The sequence below is a fragment of the Streptomyces sp. NPDC051555 genome, from assembly GCF_044454405.1.
Lineage (GTDB): Bacteria > Actinomycetota > Actinomycetes > Streptomycetales > Streptomycetaceae > Streptomyces.
Map to the genome: position 1 here is coordinate 56,341 of NZ_JBITDP010000030.1, position 21,000 is coordinate 77,340.

General features: G+C 72.2%; 17 protein-coding genes and 1 tRNA gene. 8 read left to right on the forward strand and 10 right to left on the reverse strand.

Features of this window, described 5'->3' with window-relative positions:
• Window positions 1-2: 2 nt before the first annotated feature.
• The 5 genes from ACIBEA_RS38095 to hutU all read right to left on the reverse strand — a co-directional run bounded on the left by ACIBEA_RS38095 (window position 3) and on the right by hutU (window position 6,372).
• Window positions 3-680, reverse strand: coding sequence for an LPXTG cell wall anchor domain-containing protein (locus ACIBEA_RS38095; RefSeq protein WP_399267878.1), 678 nt, complete (start codon window positions 678-680; stop codon window positions 3-5).
• A 125-nt stretch (window positions 681-805) separates the two neighbouring features.
• Window positions 806-1,984 carry an imidazolonepropionase gene (gene hutI, locus ACIBEA_RS38100; protein WP_399267880.1) on the reverse strand — a complete coding sequence of 393 codons (1,179 nt, stop codon included), beginning with the start codon at window positions 1,982-1,984 and terminating at the stop codon, window positions 806-808.
• 142 nt (window positions 1,985-2,126) lie between these two features.
• Window positions 2,127-3,491 carry a formimidoylglutamate deiminase gene (locus ACIBEA_RS38105; RefSeq protein ID WP_399267882.1) on the reverse strand — a complete coding sequence of 455 codons (1,365 nt, stop codon included), beginning with the start codon at window positions 3,489-3,491 and terminating at the stop codon, window positions 2,127-2,129.
• Window positions 3,482-4,672: an allantoate amidohydrolase gene (locus ACIBEA_RS38110; protein ID WP_399267936.1), complete on the reverse strand. Its 1,191-nt coding sequence runs from the start codon at window positions 4,670-4,672 to the stop codon at window positions 3,482-3,484. Before ACIBEA_RS38110 ends, ACIBEA_RS38105 begins: the two co-directional genes overlap by 10 nt.
• A gap of 35 nt (window positions 4,673-4,707) precedes the next feature.
• A complete protein-coding gene (gene hutU, locus ACIBEA_RS38115; RefSeq protein WP_399267884.1) occupies window positions 4,708-6,372 on the reverse strand; it encodes a urocanate hydratase in 1,665 nt (554 codons plus the stop codon).
• A gap of 104 nt (window positions 6,373-6,476) precedes the next feature.
• Between hutU and ACIBEA_RS38120 the strand changes: the two genes are divergently transcribed.
• Entirely contained in the window at window positions 6,477-7,889 is a 1,413-nt protein-coding gene (locus tag ACIBEA_RS38120; protein ID WP_399267886.1) for a diaminopimelate decarboxylase, read from the forward strand.
• 14 nt (window positions 7,890-7,903) lie between these two features.
• Here ACIBEA_RS38120 and ACIBEA_RS38125 read toward each other — a convergent pair whose 3' ends face one another.
• A complete protein-coding gene (locus ACIBEA_RS38125; RefSeq protein WP_385774583.1) occupies window positions 7,904-8,746 on the reverse strand; it encodes a MurR/RpiR family transcriptional regulator in 843 nt (280 codons plus the stop codon).
• A gap of 155 nt (window positions 8,747-8,901) precedes the next feature.
• Between ACIBEA_RS38125 and ACIBEA_RS38130 the strand changes: the two genes are divergently transcribed.
• Window positions 8,902-9,279: a hypothetical protein gene (locus ACIBEA_RS38130; protein WP_399267889.1), complete on the forward strand. Its 378-nt coding sequence runs from the start codon at window positions 8,902-8,904 to the stop codon at window positions 9,277-9,279.
• A gap of 813 nt (window positions 9,280-10,092) precedes the next feature.
• Here the strand turns inward: ACIBEA_RS38130 and ACIBEA_RS38135 are convergent.
• A complete protein-coding gene (locus ACIBEA_RS38135) occupies window positions 10,093-11,475 on the reverse strand; it encodes a cystathionine beta-synthase (RefSeq protein WP_399267938.1) in 1,383 nt (460 codons plus the stop codon).
• 125 nt (window positions 11,476-11,600) lie between these two features.
• On the opposite strand from ACIBEA_RS38135, the gene ACIBEA_RS38140 reads away from it, so the two are divergent.
• From ACIBEA_RS38140 to ACIBEA_RS38150, 3 genes are all read left to right on the forward strand, one after another.
• Window positions 11,601-12,635 carry an SGNH/GDSL hydrolase family protein gene (locus ACIBEA_RS38140; RefSeq protein WP_399267891.1) on the forward strand — a complete coding sequence of 345 codons (1,035 nt, stop codon included), beginning with the start codon at window positions 11,601-11,603 and terminating at the stop codon, window positions 12,633-12,635.
• Between the two features lie 145 nt (window positions 12,636-12,780).
• Window positions 12,781-13,998: an acetyl-CoA C-acetyltransferase gene (locus ACIBEA_RS38145; protein WP_399267893.1), complete on the forward strand. Its 1,218-nt coding sequence runs from the start codon at window positions 12,781-12,783 to the stop codon at window positions 13,996-13,998.
• Between the two features lie 303 nt (window positions 13,999-14,301).
• On the forward strand, window positions 14,302-15,111 hold the full coding sequence (locus ACIBEA_RS38150; protein ID WP_399267940.1) for a hypothetical protein: 810 nt from the start codon (window positions 14,302-14,304) through the stop codon (window positions 15,109-15,111).
• Here the strand turns inward: ACIBEA_RS38150 and ACIBEA_RS38155 are convergent.
• The gene (locus tag ACIBEA_RS38155) at window positions 15,095-15,445 is read right to left on the reverse strand and encodes a hypothetical protein (RefSeq protein WP_399267895.1); all 351 of its coding nucleotides are present in this window, start codon (window positions 15,443-15,445) and stop codon (window positions 15,095-15,097) included. The two genes, ACIBEA_RS38150 and ACIBEA_RS38155, sit on opposite strands and share 17 nt — an antisense overlap.
• A 102-nt stretch (window positions 15,446-15,547) precedes the next feature.
• Between ACIBEA_RS38155 and ACIBEA_RS38160 the strand changes: the two genes are divergently transcribed.
• Window positions 15,548-15,778 (forward strand): DUF4287 domain-containing protein, encoded by a 231-nt coding sequence (locus ACIBEA_RS38160; RefSeq protein ID WP_399267897.1) that lies wholly within the window; start codon window positions 15,548-15,550, stop codon window positions 15,776-15,778.
• Window positions 15,779-15,929: 151 nt separating this feature from the next.
• On the opposite strand, the gene ACIBEA_RS38165 is transcribed toward ACIBEA_RS38160, so the two are convergent.
• Window positions 15,930-16,775: a Bax inhibitor-1/YccA family protein gene (locus tag ACIBEA_RS38165; RefSeq protein WP_399267899.1), complete on the reverse strand. Its 846-nt coding sequence runs from the start codon at window positions 16,773-16,775 to the stop codon at window positions 15,930-15,932.
• Window positions 16,776-16,954: 179 nt separating this feature from the next.
• Window positions 16,955-17,039, reverse strand: a tRNA-Leu gene (locus ACIBEA_RS38170).
• Between the two features lie 532 nt (window positions 17,040-17,571).
• Between ACIBEA_RS38170 and ACIBEA_RS38175 the strand changes: the two genes are divergently transcribed.
• Both ACIBEA_RS38175 and ACIBEA_RS38180 read left to right on the forward strand, forming a co-directional pair.
• Window positions 17,572-18,336 carry an ABC transporter ATP-binding protein gene (locus ACIBEA_RS38175; protein WP_399267942.1) on the forward strand — a complete coding sequence of 255 codons (765 nt, stop codon included), beginning with the start codon at window positions 17,572-17,574 and terminating at the stop codon, window positions 18,334-18,336.
• Window positions 18,337-18,408: 72 nt separating this feature from the next.
• A complete protein-coding gene (locus ACIBEA_RS38180; RefSeq protein WP_399267901.1) occupies window positions 18,409-20,964 on the forward strand; it encodes an ABC transporter permease in 2,556 nt (851 codons plus the stop codon).
• Window positions 20,965-21,000: the final 36 nt, after the last annotated feature.

The following is a 21,000-nucleotide window of genomic DNA, read 5'->3' on the forward strand; positions in this document are numbered from 1 at the left end:
GTTCAGGGCCGGGCCCGTTGGCCGCGCCGCGTCAGCCAGAGCGCCCCGGCGGCGCCGGAGAGCAGCACGGTGGCGCCCAGGGTGCCCAGCGCGAGGGCGGAGTCGGCGGGGCCGGTCTGCGGGAGGGTGTCCTCGGTGCCGCCCGAGGCGGGGGACTTCGCCGCGCCGGCGGCCGCCGTGACCTCCATCTCCAGGGAGGGCTTGGGGCTGTTGCCGGTCTTGCAGGTGGTCGTCGTGCCCATCGCCTTGATGGTGAGCACGGCCGCGGTGAAGGTGACCTTGCCGCTCTTCTTCGGGGTGTAGGTGCCCGAGAGGTCGGAGATCTTGATGGGCGCGTTGGCGGGCGCGGCCGCCGCGTTGGGCGGGCCCGCGACCGGGACGCTGGCCGTCTCGTCCCCGGCCACCGTGATGACGGCGCTGGGCGACATCGCGCCGGGGCCGAGCTCGATGGGGCTGGAGGAGACGCCCTTCTCGAAGGACATCGTGAGCTTGTAGCCGTCGCCTTCTTTGACGGCCTTGATGTCGATGGGCGACACGGCCGACTTCGGGCCGATCGGGGTTTCGCAGTCGTACTTGACGTCGACCACATCGGCCTGCGCGGCCGGGGCGGCCAGCAGGACCGCCGATCCGGCCAGCGCGGTGGCGAGCGCGAGCGCGGTGGAGCGTTTCCGGTTGGACACCTTCGTCTTCCCCTCGGGCCTCGGAACCACGTGTCACTGATGGCAAGTTACTGACGGCACATCAGATTTGGTGGCTCAAAGTACGCCGAGGGGCCTACGGAAGGAAGAGACGCGACACCCCGGTATCAGGAGGCCCGGACACCCCGCTGCCACACGGCCGAAACGAGCGGGACGCCCGGCCGGTAGGCCAGGTGGACGTGGCTCGGGGCGTCCAGCAGGGCCAGGTCCGCCCGCGCACCGGGCGTGAGCGCGCCGATGTCGGTGCGGCGCAGGGCTCGGGCGCCGCCCGCGGTGGCGGACCACAGGGCCTCGTCGGGGGTCATCCCCATGTCCCGGACGGCCAGCGCGATGCAGAAGGGCATCGAACTCGTGTAGGAGGAACCGGGGTTGCAGTCGGTCGACAGGGCGACGGTGGCGCCGGCGGCGAGCAGCCGGCGGGCGTCCGGCCACTGGGCTCGGGTGGAGAACTCGGCGCCGGGCAGCAGGGTGGCCACCGTGGTCGCGGCCCCCTGGCCGAGCGCGTCGACGTCGGCGTCGGTCAGGTGCGTGCAGTGGTCGGCGGAGGCCGCCTCCAGCTCCACGGCCAGCTGGACGCCGGGGCCGTGGGAGAGCTGGTTGGCGTGGATGCGCGGGATCAGGCCCGCGGCCGCGCCCGCGGTCAGGATGGCGCGGGCCTGGTCCCCGTCGAAGGCCCCCTTCTCGCAGAAGACGTCCACCCAGCGGGCGTACGGGGCGCAGGCCGCCAGCATCTCGCCGGTGACCAGGTCGACGTAGGCCGCCGGGTCCGCGGCGAAGTCGGGCGAGACGATGTGCGCGCCGAGGTAGGTGACCTCCTCGGTGTGGGCGGCGGCGATGCGCAGGGCGCGGGCCTCGTCCTCGACGGTCAGGCCGTAGCCGGACTTGGTCTCGAAGGTGGTGGTGCCCTGGCGGCGGGCCTCGTCGAGGTGGCGGACCAGATTGGCCTCCAGCTCGGCGTCGGTGGCGGCGCGGGTGGCGGCGACCGTGGTCCGGATCCCGCCGGCGGAGTAGCTGCGGCCCGACATCCGGGCGTTGAACTCGGCGGTGCGGTCGCCCGCGAAGACCAGGTGCGAGTGGGAGTCGACGAAGCCGGGGATCACGGCGCGGCCGTTCGCGTCGAACGCGTGGTCCGCGGCCGGGGCGTCCGCCGTGGGGCCGACCCAGGCGACGCGGTCGTCCTCGATGACGAGGGCGGCGTCGTGGAGCAGCCCCAACGGGGAACCGTCGCCGAGGGCGGGGTCGTTGGTGACGAGGCTGGCGATGTGGGTGATGACGGTGGTGGTCACGAGTTCCTCTCGGAGGCACGGGGCTCCGCCCCGGACCCCGCGCCTCAAACGCCGGCGAGGCTGGATTCGCCTGCGGACGGCCGCATTTCAGCCCGTCCGGCGTTTGAGGACCGGGGTCTGGGGCGGAGCCCCAGGGGGGTGGTCAGCCGCGGACGGCTGCGATCGCATCCGCCAGGGCGGACGGGACGTCCGGGACCAGGGCGTGCGCACCGTCGCGGACGATGTGACGGCCACCGACCACCGTGTGCCGGACGTCGGCCGCGGAGGCCGCGAAGACCGCGGTCTCGGCCCCGAGCCGCGGCACCGGCCCAGCCGTCCGTACGGAGTCCAGCGCGACCGTGGTGAAGTCCGCCAGAGCGCCCGCCTCCAGGCGCCCCGCCCCCTCCCAGCCGAGGGCCGCGTGCCCGTCCTCGGTCGCCGCGGTCAGCAGCGCGTTCGCCGTCCAGTGCCCGCGCGTGCGGCTGCGCAGCCGCTCGTTCAGCTCCATCGCACGGGCCTCTTCGAGCAGGTCGATGACGGCGTGGCTGTCGCTGCCCAGGGACAGCGGGCTGCCCGCGTGCTGGAGCCGGGTGGCCGGGCCGATGCCGTCGGCGAGGTCGCGTTCGGTGGTGGGGCACATGCAGGTGCCGGTGGACGTGCCGCCCAGCAGGGCGATGTCCGCGTCCGTGAGGTGCGTGTTGTGCACCCCGGTGGTGCGCGGGCCCAGCACCCCGTGATCGGCGAGCAGCTGGGTGGGGGTGCGCCCGTGCGCGGCCAGGCAGGCGTCGTTCTCGGCGGTCTGCTCGGACAGGTGCACGTGCAGCGGCGCCCGGCGTTCGGCGGCCCAGGCCGCCACCGTGGCCAGCTGCTCGGCGGGCACGGCGCGCACGGAGTGGACGGCCGCGCCGATCAGGGCGTGCTCGCGCGGCTTCAGCGCGCCGACCCGCTCGGCCCAGGCGTCGGCGGTGCCGTCGGAGAAGCGCAGCTGGTGCGGCTGCGGGGCCTCGCCGAAGCCGGCGGAGAGGTACGCCGTGTCGAGGAGGGTGATGCGGATGCCGGCCGCGGCCGCCGCTTCGATCAGCGCCTCGCCCATGGCGTTGGGGTCGGCGTAGGCCGCGCCGCCGGGGGCGTGGTGGACGTAGTGGAACTCGCCGACGGCGGTGATCCCGGCCAGCGCCATCTCCGCGTACACCGCGCGGGCGAGCGCGAAGTAGTTCTCGGGGGTGAGGTTCTGGGCGGCCTTGTACATCAGCTCGCGCCAGGTCCAGAAGGTGCCGCTGCCGACCTGGACCGTGCCGCGCAGCGCCCGGTGGAAGGCGTGGCTGTGCGCGTTGGCCAGGCCCGGCAGGGTCAGGCCGCGCAGGATCTCGGCGCCCGGCGGCGGGGCGTCCACCCCGGTGCGCAGGGCGGCGATCCGGCCGTCCTCGACGTCCAGGGCGACGCCCGGCTCGACGTGGGTGCCGAGCCAGGCGTGCTCCAGCCAGTACGTGTTCTGCTGCGCGGTCGGCACCTGCCCCGTCAACTGCATGCGAGACCTTCCAGTACGTCGGCGAGGGCGAGGACGCCGGCGACGCAGTCGTCCTCGGCGGCGTACTCGGCCGGGGAGTGGGAGACCCCGGTGGGATTGCGTACGAACAGCATCGCGGTCGGGATCGATCCGGAGAGGATTCCGGCGTCGTGTCCCGCGCCGGTGCCGAGCACCGGGAGGGCCCCGCCCAGGATCCGGTTGAGCTCGTCGCGCAGGGCGTCCTCGAACTCGATGACCGGGGTGAAGGACTCCCGGACCACGCTCAGGTCGATGCCCTCGCTCTCGGCGCGTTCCCGGGCGGCCTTCTCGATCGCCGTGACGACGGTGTCGAGGGCGGCCTGGTCGGGTGCGCGGGAGTCGAGCCAGCCGCGGACCAGCGAGGGGATCGCGTTGACCCCGTTGGGCTCGACCGAGATCTTCCCGAAGGTGGCGACGGCCCCGGCGAGGGCCGCCTCGCTGCGGGCGGCCAGCACGGTCTGGGCGTAGGTCAACATCGGGTCGCGGCGGTCCACCAACCGGGTGGTGCCGGCGTGGTTGGCCTCGCCGCGGAAGTCGAAGCGCCAGCGGCCGTGCGGCCAGATCGCGGAGGCGAGGCCGACCCGGTCGCCGGAGAGGTCCAGGGCGCGGCCCTGTTCCACGTGGAGCTCGACGAAGGCCCCGATCCGGGCGAGGCGTTCGGGGTCGGCGCCGATGGCGTCCGGGTCGTACCCGGCCTCCTCCATGGCGCGCGGCAGGCTGATCCCGTCAGCGTCGCGCAGCTCGTACGCCTTCTCCTTCGTCAGCTGTCCGGCGGCGAGCCGGGAGCCGACGCAGGCGAGCCCGAAGCGGGCGCCCTCCTCGTCACCGAAGTTGGTGATGGCCAGCGGCCGGGAGAAGGTGGCGCCCCTGCGGCGGAGCTCGTCCAGGGCGGCGAAGGAGGAGACCACGCCGAGGGGGCCGTCGAAGGCCCCGCCGTCGGGCACGGAGTCCAGGTGGGAGCCGGTGACGACGGCGTCCCCGGCGAGTGGGTCACCGAGCCAGGCCCACTGGTTGCCGTTGCGGTCGGTCTCGTAGGCGAGCCCGCGCGCCTCGGCCTGGGCCTGGAACCAGGTCCGGCAGTCGGCGTCGGCGCCGGTCCAGGCGTAGCGGCGGTAGCCGCCGCTGTCCCGGTCCCGCCCGATGGGCCGGAGCTCGGCCCACATGTCGTGGAACGAGGCTCCGGCCGCGGCTTCCTGGGTCACGCCTGGTCGCCTTCGCGCATCGGGATGCGTACGTCGCGCTCTTCGGCCACGGTCTCGGCGATGTCGTAGCCCGCGTCGACGTGGCGGATGACGCCCATGCCGGGGTCGTTGGTGAGCACGCGGCGGATCTTCTCGCCCGCGAGCTTGGTGCCGTCGGCGACGCTGACCTGGCCCGCGTGGATGGAGCGGCCCATGCCGACCCCGCCGCCGTGGTGGATGGAGACCCAGGAGGCGCCGGAGGCGACGTTGACCATCGCGTTGAGCAGCGGCCAGTCGGCGATCGCGTCGGAGCCGTCGAGCATGGCCTCGGTCTCGCGGTACGGGGAGGCCACCGAGCCGCAGTCGAGGTGGTCGCGGCCGATGACCAGCGGGGCGGCGAGGGTGCCGTCGGCGACCATCTCGTTGAAGCGCTCACCGGCCTTGTCGCGCTCGCCGTAGCCGAGCCAGCAGATGCGCGCGGGCAGGCCCTGGAAGTGGACGCGCTCGCCGGCCATCTTGATCCAGCGGTGCAGGGACTCGTTCTCCGGGAAGAGGTCGAGCATCGCCTTGTCGGTCTTGTGGATGTCCGAGGCCTCGCCGGACAGGGCCGCCCAGCGGAAGGGGCCCTTGCCCTCGCAGAAGAGGGGGCGGATGTAGGCGGGGACGAAGCCGGGGAAGGCGAAGGCGCGGTCGTAGCCGGCCAGCTGGGCCTCGCCGCGGATGGAGTTGCCGTAGTCGAAGACCTCGGCGCCCGCGTCCATGAAGCCGACCATGGCCTCGACGTGCGTGGCCATGGACTCGCGGGCGCGGGTGGTGAAGCTGGCCGGGTCCTTGGCGGCGTAGTCGGCCATGTCGTCGAAGTCGACGCCGACGGGGAGGTACGCGAGCGGGTCGTGGGCGGAGGTCTGGTCCGTCACGATGTCGATCGGGGCGCCCTCGGCGAGCATCTGCGGGAGCAGGTCGGCGGCGTTGCCGAGCAGGCCGATGGAGAGCGGCGTGCGGGCGTCGCGGGCCTCGACGGCGAGCGCGAGGGCGTGGCGGAGGTTGTCGGCCTTGACGTCGAGGAAGCGGTGCTCGATGCGGCGGTCGATGGCGCGCGGGTCGACGTCGATGCAGATGGCGACGCCGTCGTTCATCGTGACGGCGAGCGGCTGGGCGCCGCCCATGCCGCCGAGGCCGGCGGTGAGGGTGATGGTGCCGGCGAGGGTCCCGTTGAACTTCTTGGCCGCGACGGCGGCGAAGGTCTCGTAGGTGCCCTGGAGGATGCCCTGGGTGCCGATGTAGATCCACGAACCGGCGGTCATCTGCCCGTACATGGTCAGGCCCAGGTTCTCCAGGCGCCGGAACTCCTCCCAGTTCGCCCAGTCGCCGACCAGGTTGGAGTTGGCGAGCAGGACGCGCGGGGCCCATTCGTGGGTCTGCATGACGCCGACCGGACGGCCGGACTGGACCAGCATGGTCTCGTCCTGCTTGAGGGTCTGCAGCGTGCGGACCATCGCGTCGTACGAGCGCCAGTCGCGCGCGGCCTTGCCGGTGCCGCCGTAGACGACCAGCTTGTCGGGGTGCTCGGCGACCTCGGGGTCGAGGTTGTTCTGCAGCATGCGCAGGGCGGCCTCCTGCTGCCATCCCAGGGTGCTGAGTCCGGTGCCTCGCGCGGCACGTACGGGGCGGGGTCCTGACATGGCGGTGCCTCCTCCGATGTTGGTCAATCTATTCACATACTCACTGCCTGAATAGGTTCAGTCAACAGCTGCGGGCATGTCGCCGTGGTGGTTGGCTGGCCGACATGACTGCGGAGACCGTCGACAGCACGTCCGACAGCACGTCCGACAGCGCGTCCCACGAAGGCACCGGCCCGCCCCGGGAGCCCGCCGCCGCCCGCCGGGACCTGGTCGTACGGGCCGCCGTGCGCCAGCGGCTGGTGGGGCCGGACGAGGGCGACGAACCCTTGGTGTGCCTGCTGGACACGGCCGGGATCCGGGACTCGGCCGCCGCCCTGACGGCCGCCTTCGCCGCCGCGCTGCCGCCGGGCACCCCCGTCCTGCACGCCTTCGCCGTGAAGGCCTGCCCGCTGGTCCCGGTGCTGCGGCTGCTCGCCGCCGCCGGCCTGGGCTGCGAGGTGGCCAGCGCCGGGGAGCTGGCCCTGGCCCGGGCCGCCGGGCTGAGCCCCGACCGCACGGTCCTGGACTCCCCCGCCAAGACCACCGCCGAGCTGCGCGAGGCGCTGGCCCTGGGCATCGCGGTCAACGCCGACAACCGCCAGGAGCTGGCGCGCATCGACGCCCTGATCGCCGCGGACCCGGGCCCGGTCCGGTCCCCGATCGGCCTGCGGATCAATCCGCAGACCGGCGCGGGCGCCATCGACGCCCTCTCCACGGCGACCGCCACCTCGAAGTTCGGCTTCGCCCTGCGCGACGAGGGGGCGCGCGAGTGGCTGGTGCGCGCCTGCGCGGAGCGCCCCTGGCTGACCCGGCTGCACACCCACTCCGGGTCCCAGGGCGTACCGCTGCCGCAGATCGCGCAGGGGGTGCGCGCCGTGCACGAGCTGGCCGAGGAGGTCAACGCCCGCGTCGGCCGGCGCCGGATCGACACGATCGACATCGGCGGCGGGCTCCCGGTGAACTTCACCTCGGACGCGGCGACCCCCTCGTACGCCGATTACGTGGCCGCCCTGCGCACGGCCGCCCCGGCCCTCTTCGACGGCTCCTACGGCCTGGTCACCGAGTTCGGCCGGTCCCTGACCGCCAAGCACGGCCTGGTGATCGCCCGGGTCGAGTACGCGAAGACCACCGGCGGCCGCCCGGTCGCGCTCACCCACGCGGGGGTCCAGCTGGCCACCCGCACGGTCTACGCGCCCGCCGTGTGGCCGGTGCGGATCCTCGCCTACGACGGGCGGGGCGTCCCGAAGGAGGGCGCGCCCCTCGCCCAGGACGTCGCCGGGCCCGCCTGCTTCGCGGGCGACCTGCTGGCCGAGGCCCGATCGCTCCCGCCGCTCGCCGCGGGCGACCTGATCGCCGTACCGGACACCGGCGCGTACTTCTTCACGGCCCACTACGGCTACAACAGCCTGCCGCGCCCGGCCGTCCACGGCTTCGCGGTCGAGGGGGACGCGGTGCGCTTCGCCCTCGCGCGGCCCGCGCAGTCCCTCCCGGCCCTGGTGGAGGAGGCGGGCGCCGCGCACGGCGACGCCCTGCTGTGACAGGGCCCTTCGTCCTACTCGACGAAGAGGGAGCGGGCGGTGGCCTTCGCGTCGAAGGCCTCCAGCCGGGCCTGGGCGTCGGGCAGCGCGTCCGCCATCGACTCCAGCAGCACCCGCCCCAGGAGCATCGGCGCGCACGCCGTGTCGAAGGCGAGTCCGGTGCCGACCGGCGCCGGGATCAGCAGGTCCGAGTGGCGGGCCACCGGGGCGAAGGCGGAATCGGCGACCGTGACCACGGTCAGCCCGGCCGTACGGGCGTACTCCAGGGCCGCCAGCACCTCGCGCGGATGCCGGGGCAGCGCGAAGCACAGCAGCGCCGAGGCCCCGGACCCGACCGCCGCGTCGATCCGGTCGGCCAGCATCGAACCACCCTCGTCCAGCAGCCGCACGTCGGGGTGCACCTTGCCCGCGAAGTACGCGAACCCGCGCGCCTGCGAGGACGCGGCGCGCAGCCCGAGCACCGGCAGCGGCACCGAAGCGGCGAGCGCCCGCCCCGCCTCCTCGACGGGCCCGGGGTCGGCGAGCATCGCCGAGAGGTGGCGCAGGTTGTCGATCTCGGCCTGGACGGCCTGCTGGTAGGAGTTGTACGCGTCGCTGCCGGACCCGCCGGGGCGGCCGGCGGGGGCCACCTCGCGCAGGTGCCGGCGCAGCGCCGGGTACCCGTCGAAGCCGAGCGCCACCGCGAAGCGGGTCACCGAGGGCTGGCTGACCCCGGCCAGCTCGGCCAGCTCGACGCTGGACAGGAACGGCACCTCGGCCGCCCCGCGCACCATGCAGTGGGCGATCCGCCGCTGGGTCGGCGTCAGCCGGTGCCCCTCGAACAGCTTCTGCAGCCGTGCTGCCGGACTGTCGCTCATCCCGCCCCCTCCTCCGCCCGTGGACCCTCGGCCCTCGATGTATTCAGTCAGCAAGCACTCTGCATGCGGATATGCAGGACGGCAAGCCTGGTCCGTGGCCTGATACGGGGGCTAGCCCCAGTGCCGGGCCGCGACGGCCTTCCTAGCCTGGAGGCATGGAAGCCCATCCCCACACCGATGCCCACGAGCTGAAGAAGGAATTCGACGCCACCTTGAGGGCCCGCGGGGAGCTGGGGCCCGAGTACGAGGCGGCGCTCGTCGATTCGTTCGTCGACAAGGTGGACACCCAGGTCAGGCGGCGCCTGGCCGAGCAGCGCCTGCACGAGGCGCGCGGCGGTCCCGCGGTCGCCGGGGGCGGGACGAACTTCGGCGAACGCTTCGGCTTCGCCATCGTGACGCTGGTCCTGGCGATCCCGCTGTCCGCCATCGGCGTCGTCAACGCCGGTCTGAGCGGCCTCGTGGTCACCTGGGCCGGCATCCTGGGCGTCAACTTCGCCCACGCCGCCAAAGCCTGGCGCCGCCCTGCGCACTGACCCGCCGACGCCTCAACGCCGGCGGGGCGGGATGGAGCCGACCGCGCCCCTCGCCCACGGCCCGGTACGCGCCTCAAACGCCGGCGGGGCTGGATGAGGCCGAGCCTGCCCTTCGTCCGCGGCTTCGTGCGCGCCTCAAACGCCGGCGGGGCTGGATTTGGCTGAGCCCGCCCTTCGTCCGCGGCCCTGTGCGCGCCTCAAACGCCGGCGAGGCTGAGGGTGGCCGAGCCCGGCCCTCGCCTGCGGGCCGGTGTGCGCCTCAAACGCCGGCGGGGCTGGATAGGGCTGAGCTCGACTCCTCGCCACTGGGGCGCTTCCTAGCCCCGCCGGCGTTTGAGGCGCGCACGAAGCCGCGGACGAAGGGCGGGCTCAGCCAATTTCAGCCTCGCCGGCGATTGAGGCGCACACCGGCCCGCAGGCGAAAGGTAGGGGCGGCCAAATCCAGCCCCGCCGGCGATTGAGGCGCGCACCGGCCCGCGGGCAAAGGGCGGGGGCAGCGACACCCCGCCCCTCCGGGAAGCTATGGCGGGGACCGCCGCACCCCCGGTCGCCCGGGGGGCGGGACGACGGCGGCCCCCGCGAAGGACACGGGCCGGGTCAGGGCCGTCCGCGTCCGTGGTGCCCCACGGGCCCGGGAGCCGCTCCGGAACCGCGTGACACCGCTCGTGGCGCCGGAGGAACCATCCGGTTGTCCGGTTCCTTCCGACGACCACCACTGTGCCGCACCCGTGTTAAGCCGGTGCTGCCACGACGTGTCGGGCCCGTTCCGATCGCGCGAAGCCCCCGCTAATCCCGGACCGGCCCCGAGAGCCGCTACTTCGCGCTGCGCGCCAGGAACGCCAGCAGGTCCTGACGGCTGACCACACCGGTCGGCTTGCCCTCGACGAGGACGATCGCCGCGTCCGCCGTACCGAGGACCGTCATCAGCTCGGAGACCGTCTCGCCGGAGCCGACCTGCGGCAGCGGCGGGCTCATGTGCTTCTCCAGCGGGTCGCTGAGCGAGGCGCGCTGCGCGAACAGTGCCGACAGCAGCTCCTTCTCCACCACGGACCCGATGACCTCGGCGGCCATCACGTCCGGGTGCCCGGCGCCCGGCTTCACGATCGGCATCTGCGAGACGCCGTACTCGCGCAGCACCTCGATGGCCTCCCCGACGGTCTCCTCGGGGTGCATGTGGACGAGCGAGGGGATCCCGCCCTCCTTGTCGGCCAGGACCGCGCCGATGCGGGCCGCGGGGCCCGCCTCCTCCAGGAAGCCGTGTCCGGCCATCCACTCGTCGCTGAAGATCTTGCTGAGGTAGCCGCGCCCGCTGTCCGGCAGCAGGACGACGACCACGTCGTCCGGGCCCAGGTTCTCGGCGGCCTTGAGCGCGGCCACGACGGCCATGCCGCAGGAACCGCCGACGAGCAGGCCCTCTTCCTTGGCGAGGCGGCGGGTCATCTGGAAGGAGTCCTTGTCGGACACCGCGATGATCTCGTCCGTCACGTTGCGGTCGTAGGCGGACGGCCAGAAGTCCTCGCCGACGCCCTCGACGAGGTAGGGACGGCCCGAGCCGCCCGAGTACACGGAGCCCTCGGGGTCGGCGCCGATGACCTTGACGCTGCCACCGCTCACCTCCTTGAGGTAACCGCCGGTGCCGGAGATCGTGCCGCCGGTGCCGACGCCCGCGACGAAGTGCGTGATCTTCCCGTCCGTCTGCTCCCACAGCTCGGGACCGGTGGTCTCGTAGTGCGAGCGCGGGTTGTTCGGGTTGCTGTACTGGTCGGGCTTCCAGGCGCCGGGCTCGCGCGCGAGGCGGTCGGACACGTTGTAGTACGAGTCCGGGTGCTCGGGGTCGACGGCGGTCGGGCAGACCACGACCTCGGCGCCGTACGCGCGCATCACGTTGATCTTGTCCATCGACACCTTGTCAGGACAGACGAAGATGCACTTGTAGCCCCTCTGCTGGGCCACGATGGCGAGTCCTACACCGGTGTTGCCGCTCGTCGGCTCCACGATGGTGCCACCGGGCTTGAGCGCTCCGCTCTGCTCGGCGGCATCGATCATGCGCATGGCGATGCGGTCCTTCACGGACCCGCCCGGATTGAAGTACTCGACCTTGGCCAGGACGGTGGCCTGGATGCCGTCGGTCACACGGTTGAGCTTCACCAGCGGGGTGTTGCCGATGAGGCTGGTCATCGAGTCGTGGAATTGCACCATGTTCTCCAAGGAAGGAACTCCACGGGTTCTCCGGGAGGTCCCGTCAGACTAAGCGGAAAGGGATTGGAGCAGCGGCACTACGGGGCAGGTAAGCCAGCAGAGGCAAGGAGTGGTGACCTGAAGTGTCGAGGGCGAGAACGGCCCGCCGGATCGCGGCGGGTGCGGCGTACGGCGGCGGCGGACTCGGTCTGCTCGGCGCCGCCGCGGTGGGACTGGTCGTCGCCGAGGTGCAGCTGGCCAAGCGGACCGTGGGCGTCGGGCTGCCCGACCCGCCGCGCGCGGACGGGCTGTACGGGAGCGAGTTCGGCGGCCCCGAGCTGAGTCCCGGCCCGCTGCGCCTCGCCATGCTGGGCGATTCCACGGCCGCCGGGCTCGGCGTGCGGCGGGCCAGACAGACCCCGGCGGCGCTGCTGGCCTCGGGGCTGGCCGCGGTGGCGGAGCGGCCCGTACAGCTGCGGAACGTGGCCCTGTCGGGTGCCATGTCCGACGATCTCGACCGCCAGGTGTCGCTGCTGCTCGACCACGGCGAGAAGGCCCCCGACGTGGCCGTCGTGATGATCGGGGCCAATGACGTGACCCGCCGGATGCCGCCCACCCAGTCGGTGCGGCTGCTGACGGCCGCGGTGAAGCGGCTGCGGCTGGCCGGCTCCGAGGTCGTCGTGGGCACCTGCCCGGACCTCGGCACGATCGAGCCGGTCTACCAGCCGCTGCGCTGGGTGGCCCGCCGGGTGTCCCGGCAGCTGGCCGCCGCGCAGACCATCGGGGTGGTCGCCCAGGGCGGCCGTACGGTCTCGATGGGGGACCTGCTGGGCCCTGAGTTCGCCGCGAACCCGCGCGAGATGTTCGGCCCGGACTCCTACCACCCGTCCGCCGAGGGGTACGCGACCGCCGCCATGGCCGTGCTGCCGACCCTGTGCGCGACGCTCTCGCTCTGGCCCGAATCCGACCGCCTCGACGTCTCCCGCGACGAGGACATGCTCCCGGTGGCCAAGGCCGCCTCGGCCGCCGCGAACCAGGCGGGCACCGAGGTCACGGCGGCCCGCGCGCCCTGGGCCCTGCTCAAGCACCGGCGCCGCCGGCGGCTGCCGGGGAGCGAGGCGGAGGCCGCCTCGCAGCCGGACGGCGACCACGCCGTCCCGGACGCGCCGGTGTCCTGACGCCAGGTTCCTGACCGGCCCCGATGGCCCGGCCGCGGCCCCGGTGCGGTGCTCGTCACACGGCGAGGGCGGTGAAATCGACGGTACGGGCCGGTAACTTCACATGCGGTCCCGGCACAACCGCAACCCACCCCTTGGAGTCCCGATGCCCGAAGCCGTCATCGTTTCCACCGCCCGCTCCCCCATCGGCCGGGCCTTCAAGGGCTCCCTCAAGGACCTCCGCCCGGACGACCTGACCGCCACGATCGTCCAGGCCGCCCTGGCGAAGGTCCCGGAGCTGGACCCGCGCGACATCGACGACCTGATGCTGGGCTGCGGCCTGCCGGGCGGCGAGCAGGGCAGCAACCTGGGCCGCATCGTGGCCGTGCAGATGGGCATGGACCACCTGCCGGGCCTCACGCTCACCCGTTACTGTTCCTCCTCCCTCCAGACCTCGCGCATGGCCCTGCACGCCATCAAGGCGGGCGAGGGCGACGTCTTCATCTCGGCGGGCGTCGAGATGGTCTCCCGGTCGATCAACGGCTCCTCCGACATCCGCGAGACCCACAACCCGCTCTTCGCCGACGCCGAGGCCCGTACGGCCGAGGTGGCGGCGAGCGAGGGCGCCTCCTGGCACGACCCGCGCGAGGACGGCCTGATCCCGGACGCCTACATCGCGATGGGGCAGACGGCCGAGAACCTGGCCCGCCTCAAGGGCGTGACCCGCCAGGACATGGACGAGTTCGGCGTCCGTTCGCAGAACCTCGCCGAGGCCGCCATCAAGAACGGCTTCTGGGAGCGCGAGATCACCCCGGTGACGACGCCGGACGGCACCGTGGTGTCCGCCGACGACGGCCCGCGCGCCGGCGTCACCCTGGAGGGCGTGCAGGGCCTCAAGCCCGTCTTCCGCCCCGACGGCCTCGTCACGGCCGCCAACTGCTGCCCGCTGAACGACGGCGCGGCCGCGCTGGTCATCATGAGCGACACCAAGGCGCGCGAGCTGGGCCTGACCCCGCTGGCCCGGATCGTCTCCACCGGCGTCACCGGCCTCTCCCCCGAGATCATGGGCCTGGGCCCGGTCGAGGCGTCCAAGCAGGCCCTCAAGCGCGCCGGCCTGACCATCGGCGACATCGACCTGGTCGAGATCAACGAGGCCTTCGCGGCCCAGGTCATCCCGTCCTACCGCGACCTCGGCGTGGACCTCGACAGGCTGAACGTCAACGGCGGGGCCATCGCCGTCGGTCACCCGTTCGGGATGACCGGCGCGCGGATCACCGGCACGCTGATCAACAGCCTCCAGTTCCACGACAAGCAGTTCGGCCTGGAGACGATGTGCGTGGGCGGCGGCCAGGGCATGGCCATGGTCATCGAGCGACTGAGCTGAGCCGGAGCTGATCGTTCCCCCTGGGGCCCAGACGCCCCTAGGGAAAACGCGTTGATCCTTACGTCGTACTGACACCGGATCTAATCCCGTCGCGGCCGACCTGTGACCGAATCTCCCCCAGGATGTGACCTATGTCCTGGGGGTTTGGCATTTCCGCAGGTCAGGGCACATGTGGCCGGAGAGGTCGGGACGAAAGACCTGTCCAATTCATGACGTAATGCACTGCACCCCATTCCCAGGGCGGGTGAAGCTGATGTAGGAAGTCGGGGGATCGAATACATCAGGAGTTAGTCAGTGAGCGCCATGTCTCTTGCCCTGCTGCTGACCACGGCCGCTGCCACGGCCGTGGGCGCCGCCGCGCTGCACGCAGTCCACGGTCTGCGCAAGCAGGTCGCGGCCCTGCGCAGCGAGCTGGCGGTTCCGGCGCACCCCCGCGCCATGACCGTGCCGCACGCCCGTAGCGCCGTCGCGTCCCCCGCGTCGGAGATACGGGCCGCCGTGGCCGAGGCCCTTGCCGAGGAGCGCGAGCGCGAGCTCGCCGAGGCGCGCGCCTTCTGGGCCGCGCAGGAGGCGCGCGACGCCGCCGACGCTCCGTCGCTGCTGGGCGGCCTGCCCGGGCTCGGCGAGGAGAACCCGGTCTTCCTGCCCCGCCAGGCCGACCTGGTGGGCCTGGAGCCCCTCCTGGCGGACGAGGGCGACGACTACGCCTACCCCGAGGACTCCGCCGAGCTGGCCGCGGCCCGCCGCCGCCACCCCTCGCACCCCGACTTCGTGCCGGCCCAGGCCGCCGCGCCGGGCGCCGACCACGAGCGCACCGTCAACCGGCTGGAAGAGCTGGCGCAGGCCCGTACGGCGCTGGCCGATGTCCGCCCCGGCCCGCTCGGCACGCTCGACGTGTACGTCTTCACCGACGGCACCACGCTGTGCATGACCCCGGGCCACCGGGAGACCGCGGAGCGCCTGTCCGAGGCCCTGCGCTCGGGCACCGCGCCGGTCCTGCTGGGCGGTTCGGGCATCTCCGGCGCCTACGCGCTGACCTTCTCCTGCGGCGACGCCGGGGACCCCGACGACAACGTCTACATCCTGGCCGACCGGGTCATCGCATCGCTCTGACTTCCGCCCGCTCCACCAGCCGCACGGCCTCGTCCAGCACCTCGGACGGGGCCGTCGCCGCGTCCGGGACCCCGTTCGCGCCGCGCAGTGCCTCGGCCAGGTCCAGGCCGGCCACGGCCAGCTGGTCGCCGACGACGAAGATCCCGGCGTCCGGCATCTCGCGCGGCCGCGCCCCGTCCGCGAGGCCCTCCAGGCGCTGCGCCCGTACGGACAGCTCGCGGGCGAGGGCCAGCCCCTCGGCGGCGGCGCCGCGCTGGAGGCGGCTCTGCGGGGCGGAGCGCAGCCGGTCGGCGAAGCGTTCCACGACGGCGGTCAGGGGCGACGTATCAAGCATCCGGCCGACCTTACGCGCCGCCCCGGCGCCATTGCCAACGGGCGAACGGTCAGGCACGGTGACGTGAAGAGAACAAGCACGGCGATACCTCCGGAGGCGCCCATGTCCGTAGAGTTCTCCGAGCCCACCCACCGGAACATGATCTCCAGAATCCCCCAGACCACCGGTCGTGATCTCTCCGACTGGCTCCGCACCGTCGACGAGGGCCCCTCCCTCATCCGGTTCGAGGACAAGCTCAGCTGGCTGCTCGGCGCGCACGACCTGTCGTACGGCCAGGCCAAGGCGATCATCCACGAGTACGACCTGCGCAGGGCCGCCAAGAAGTTCGGCTGAGCGCAGCCCCTGCCCCCCCGTACCCGACTCCTGTCCCCGACCCCTGCCCCCGATTCCCGCAGGCCCCCGACATGCGGGAAGGCCCCGCGAGCCGTGCTCGCGGGGCCTTGCCGTACGTGCGTGATCGCGCGGTGCGCCACCGGGTGCGGTACTAGTCGCCCTTGAGGATCGACAGCAGGCGCAGCATCTCCAGGTAGATCCACACCAGGGTCATGGTGAGGCCGAAGGCCGCCAGCCAGGACTCCTCGCGGGGGGCGCCGTACTGCACGCCGTCCTCGACCTGCTTGAAGTCGAGGGCGAGGAAGCAGGCGCCCAGGATGATGCCGATGACACCGAAGAGGATGCCGAGGCCGCCGGACCGGAAACCGAGGCCGTCGCCGCCGCCGAAGACGGAGAACAGCAGGTTGACGACCATGAGCAGCATGAAGCCCATCGCGGCGGCCATCACGAAGCCGTAGAAGCGGCGGGTGACGCGGATCCAGCGCATCTTGTAGGCGAACAGCACGCCGGCGAAGACGCACATGGTGCCGAGCACGGCCTGGATGACCACGCCCGGGCTGATGTACGTGCTGGTGGCCGAGCTGATCACGCCGAGGAAGACGCCCTCGAAGGCCGCGTAGGCCAGGATCAGCGCGGGTACGGGCTTGCGCTTGAACGACTGGACCATCGCGAGGACGAACGCGATGAGAGCGGCGCCAACGGCGATGCCGTACGACTTGTTGACGTTCGCCGGGTCGACCGGGAGGGCGATCCAGGCGAGGACCGCCGTCAGGACGACCGTGCCGAGCGTCATGGCCGTACGGCTCACGACGTCGTCGATGGTCATCACATTGCGGTTGGCCGACGCCTGCGGCATGCCGGTCTGCGGGTCGGTCGCGTACGGGTTCGTCGCGTACGGGTTCGTCGCGGTCCCGGCCTGCTGCGCGTCAAAGCCCGCGTAGCCGCCGTTGTCGCGGCTGAACCCCCGTCGCGAGAAGACCGGGTTACTGCTCCTCATCTCACTCCTCCATCGGCCACGTGCGCGGCCTCTTGCCACCAAGGGTAATGCGTTCGCAAAAAAATCACCCTACTGCTGAAGGAGGATCTTAGAAGAGGGCATGACGAAACGCACGGGACAAGAAATGGGCAAGCTTCGACCGGCGGAGAACGGGCCCGTCGGTGCACGGGTGGGACCGGTGGTGCCCGGAGCCGGACTTGAACCGGCACGGCCCTAAGGCCAGCGAGGTTTAAGCTCGCCGTGTCTGCATTCCACCATCCGGGCTGGTACGCGGTCCCCCGTACGAAGCACCTGAGCGCAGTGGCGAGCGTATCCGGAACGCACCCACCACCAGATGGCCTTCTTTCCGATGTTGTCTGATTTTATTGGCGCTTGAGGGACCGTCAGACATCAGAAGGCCGGGTCGACGCCCTGCGGAGGACGATCACCACCGCCCTGGGATTGACGGGATTTCGATGGCCCGCGCCACCCCCCGCGCCACCACGGACGCCACCCCGCACCACCCCTCCCCGAGCGGGCTCCCCCGACCCCGACCGGGTCCTTCCCTTGCCCCGCAAGGGCTCTGCCCCATCCTGCCAAGGCCCGCGACCCGCGGCCGACCACGACCGGCCGTCGCCGAGGCCGGGTCAGGGGCGCCGTCATACCAGAGGAGGAGGAAGGGGCCCCGGCGGTCAGACTCCAGTGGGCCCACGAACAAGCTCGGCGGCTGATCCGGAGCGGGGGGCGGCGCGAAGAAGATGGAAAGCGTCCCGCCAGTCCGTCAGATCGCCGCTCGGAGGAGCCCCCTGTGACCACCATGAACTACGCCCCGCACACCACCCAGGCCGTGGCGGCCCGCGCCACGCAGCTCTCGAAGGTGTACGGCCAGGGCGAGACCCAGGTGGTCGCCCTCGACAACGTCTCGGTCGACTTCGGCCAGGGACAGTTCACCGCGATCATGGGCCCCTCCGGTTCCGGCAAGTCCACGCTGATGCACTGCGTCGCGGGCCTGGACACCTTCTCCGGCGGATCCGTGCGGATCGGCGAGACCGAGCTGGGCTCCCTCAAGGACAAGCAGCTCACCCAGCTGCGCCGGGACAAGATCGGCTTCATCTTCCAGGCGTTCAACCTGCTGCCGACGCTGACCGCCCTGGAGAACATCACGCTCCCCATGGACATCGCGGGCCGCAAGCCCGACAAGCAGTGGCTCGACACGGTCATCGCCATGGTCGGCCTCTCCGACCGACTGGGCCACCGCCCCACCCAGCTCTCCGGCGGCCAGCAGCAGCGCGTGGCCGTGGCCCGCGCCCTGGCCTCCCGCCCCGAGATCATCTTCGGTGACGAGCCGACCGGAAACCTGGACTCCCGCTCGGGCGCCGAGGTCCTCGGCTTCCTGCGCAACTCCGTCCGCGAGCTCGGCCAGACCGTCGTGATGGTCACCCACGACCCGGTCGCCGCCTCCTACGCGGACCGCGTCATCTTCCTCGCCGACGGCCGGATCGTGGACGAGATGATCAGCCCCACCGCCGACGGCGTGCTGGACCGCATGAAGGCCTTCGACGCCAAGGGCCGTACGAGCTGACCCGGTCGCGGGCCCCCCGGTGGGCCCCACGAAGCCACCTCCCAGACTTCCAGCACCAGGACTGACATACCCATGTTCCGTACCGCCCTGCGCAACGTCCTCGCGCACAAGGCCAGGCTGTTGATGACGGTGCTCGCCGTCACCCTCGGCGTCGCGTTCGTCTCCGGCACCCTCGTCTTCACCGACACCCTCAAGAAGTCCCTGAGCAGCCAGTCCGCGAAGAGCTACGACGGCGTCGCCGTCTCGGTCAGCTCCTACGGCCAGAGCCGCGACGAGGACGGCCAGAAGCAGGGCGACCCCGGCATCGGCCAGGCCACCCTCGACAAGGTCGCCGCGACCAGCGGCGTCGCCTCGGTCACCGGCCGCGTCACCGGCTTCGCCGGAATCGGCGACGAGAAGGGCAAGCTGATCGGCCAGGGCTGGTCGAACGCGGGCTCCAACTTCGCCCCCGGCAAGGACGGCAAGGACCCGCGCTCCACCTTCGTCGACGGCGCCGGCCCCACCAAGGCCGACCAGATCGCCCTCGACAAGGACAGCGCCGCCGCCGGCAACTACAAGGTGGGCGACAAGGTCCGCGTCGCGACCAAGGGCCCGGTGAAGGAGTACACCCTCAGCGGCGTCTTCACCACCGAGGACGGCGCGGTCAAGGCGGGCGGCAGCCTGGTGCTGTTCACCACCCCCGTCGCGCAGGAGATGTTCCTCAAGCCCGGCTTCTACCAGGACCTGACCGTCGCCGCGCAGGCCGGCACCTCCGCCGACAAGCTGCTCGCCGACATCAAGCCGCTGCTCGACAAGAACGCCCAGGCCAAGACCGGCACCGCGCTCGCCGCGGAGCAGGCCAAGGACATCCAGACGCAGCTGAGCGGCATGAGCAACATGCTGCTGGCCTTCGCAGGCATCTCCCTCTTCGTCGGCGTCTTCCTCATCTACAACACCTTCACCATGCTGGTCAGCCAGCGCACCAAGGAACTGGCCCTGCTGCGCGCCGTCGGCGCCGACCGCGGCCAGGTCATGCGCTCGGTGCTCGCCGAGGCCCTCGTCGTCGGTCTGCTCTCCGCCGCGATCGGCCTCGTCACGGGCATCGGCCTGGCGATCGGCATGCGCTCCGTGATGAACTCCTTCGGCGCGAAGCTGCCGGGCGGCGACCTCGTCATCGCCCCGGGCACCATCGTCTGGGCCCTGGTCATCGGCGTCGTCGTCACCGTGGTCGCCGCGCTGCTGCCCGCCTGGCGCACCGGCCGGATCGCCCCGGTCGCCGCCATGGGCAGCGCCCACCTGCCCGCCAGCTCCAAGTCCCTGGTGGTCCGCAACGTCTTCGGTTGCATCCTCGGCGCCCTCGGCGTCGGCGCCACCCTCCTCGGCGTCTCGACCGGCGGCAACGACGGCCGGATGACCATCGCCGCGGGCGCGTTCTTCCTCCTCATCGGCCTGATCGTGCTGCTCCCGCTGCTGTCGCGGCCGGTCATCGGCGCGCTCCGACCGCCGCTCCAGAAGATCTTCGGGGTCCCCGGCAAGCTGGCCGCGCAGAACGCCCTGCGCAACCCGCGCCGCACCGCCGTCACCGCGGCCTCCCTGGCCATCGGCCTGACCCTGGTCACCACCCTCTCGGTGCTCGGCATCACCATGGGCAAGGCCATCGACCGGCTGAGCACGGACAACATCAAGGCCGACTACCGGGTCTCCATGTCCGAGGGCGTGCGCGGCGGCGGCCTGGACAAGTCGGTGGCCGAGACCCTGGCCAAGGCGAAGGGCGTCAAGGAGGTCTCGGCGGTCGCGGAGGGCTCGGTCCGGGTCAAGGGCGACTTCCGGTCCGTCTCCGGCGTCAACCCGGCGACCATCGCCGACCTGCTGAACGTCCAGGTCACCGCCGGCTCGCTGAGCAACCTCGGCAAGGGCGAGATCGCGGTCGCCGAGAAGGAGGCCAAGAAGGACAACCTCTCGGTCGGCTCCACCTTCGACGCGCAGTTCAGCGACGGCCGCAAGGCCCCGCTCAAGGTCGGCGCGGTCTACAAGAACCTCGACGAGCTGGTCTCGCCGTACCTGCTCGACTCCAAGCTGCTGAGCCCCACCGGCGAGGAGCAGTACGTCCGCTGGGTGTACGTCAACACCACCGCCGGCGCCACCGCGGCGGGCGAGCAGGCCGTCGTCGACGCGCTCGGCAAGAACCCGGCGATGACCGTCGCCACCCAGCAGGACATGCGCGACGAACTGGGCGGCATGATCAACATCGCCCTGAACATCATGTACGGCCTGCTCGGCATGGCGCTGATCATCTCGGTGCTCGGCGTCGTCAACACCCTGGCGATGTCCGTCTTCGAGCGGGTCCAGGAGATCGGCATGCTGCGGGCGATCGGCCTGGACCGCGGCCGGGTCAAGAACATGATCCGCCTGGAGGCCGTCGTGATCTCGCTCTTCGGCGCGATCCTCGGCGTCGGCATCGGCATCTTCCTCGCCTGGGCGGTCGGTTCGACGCTCAGCGACACCGTCCCCGGCTACGCGCTGGTCCTGCCCTGGGACCGGATCGGCATCTTCCTCCTGCTCGCCGGTGTGGTCGGCGTCCTGGCCGCCATGTGGCCGGCGCGCAGCGCGGCCCGGCTGAACATGCTGACCGCCATCAAGACCGAGTAGCCCGGCCCCGCTCCGGCAGGGACCGGCCGAAGGGCC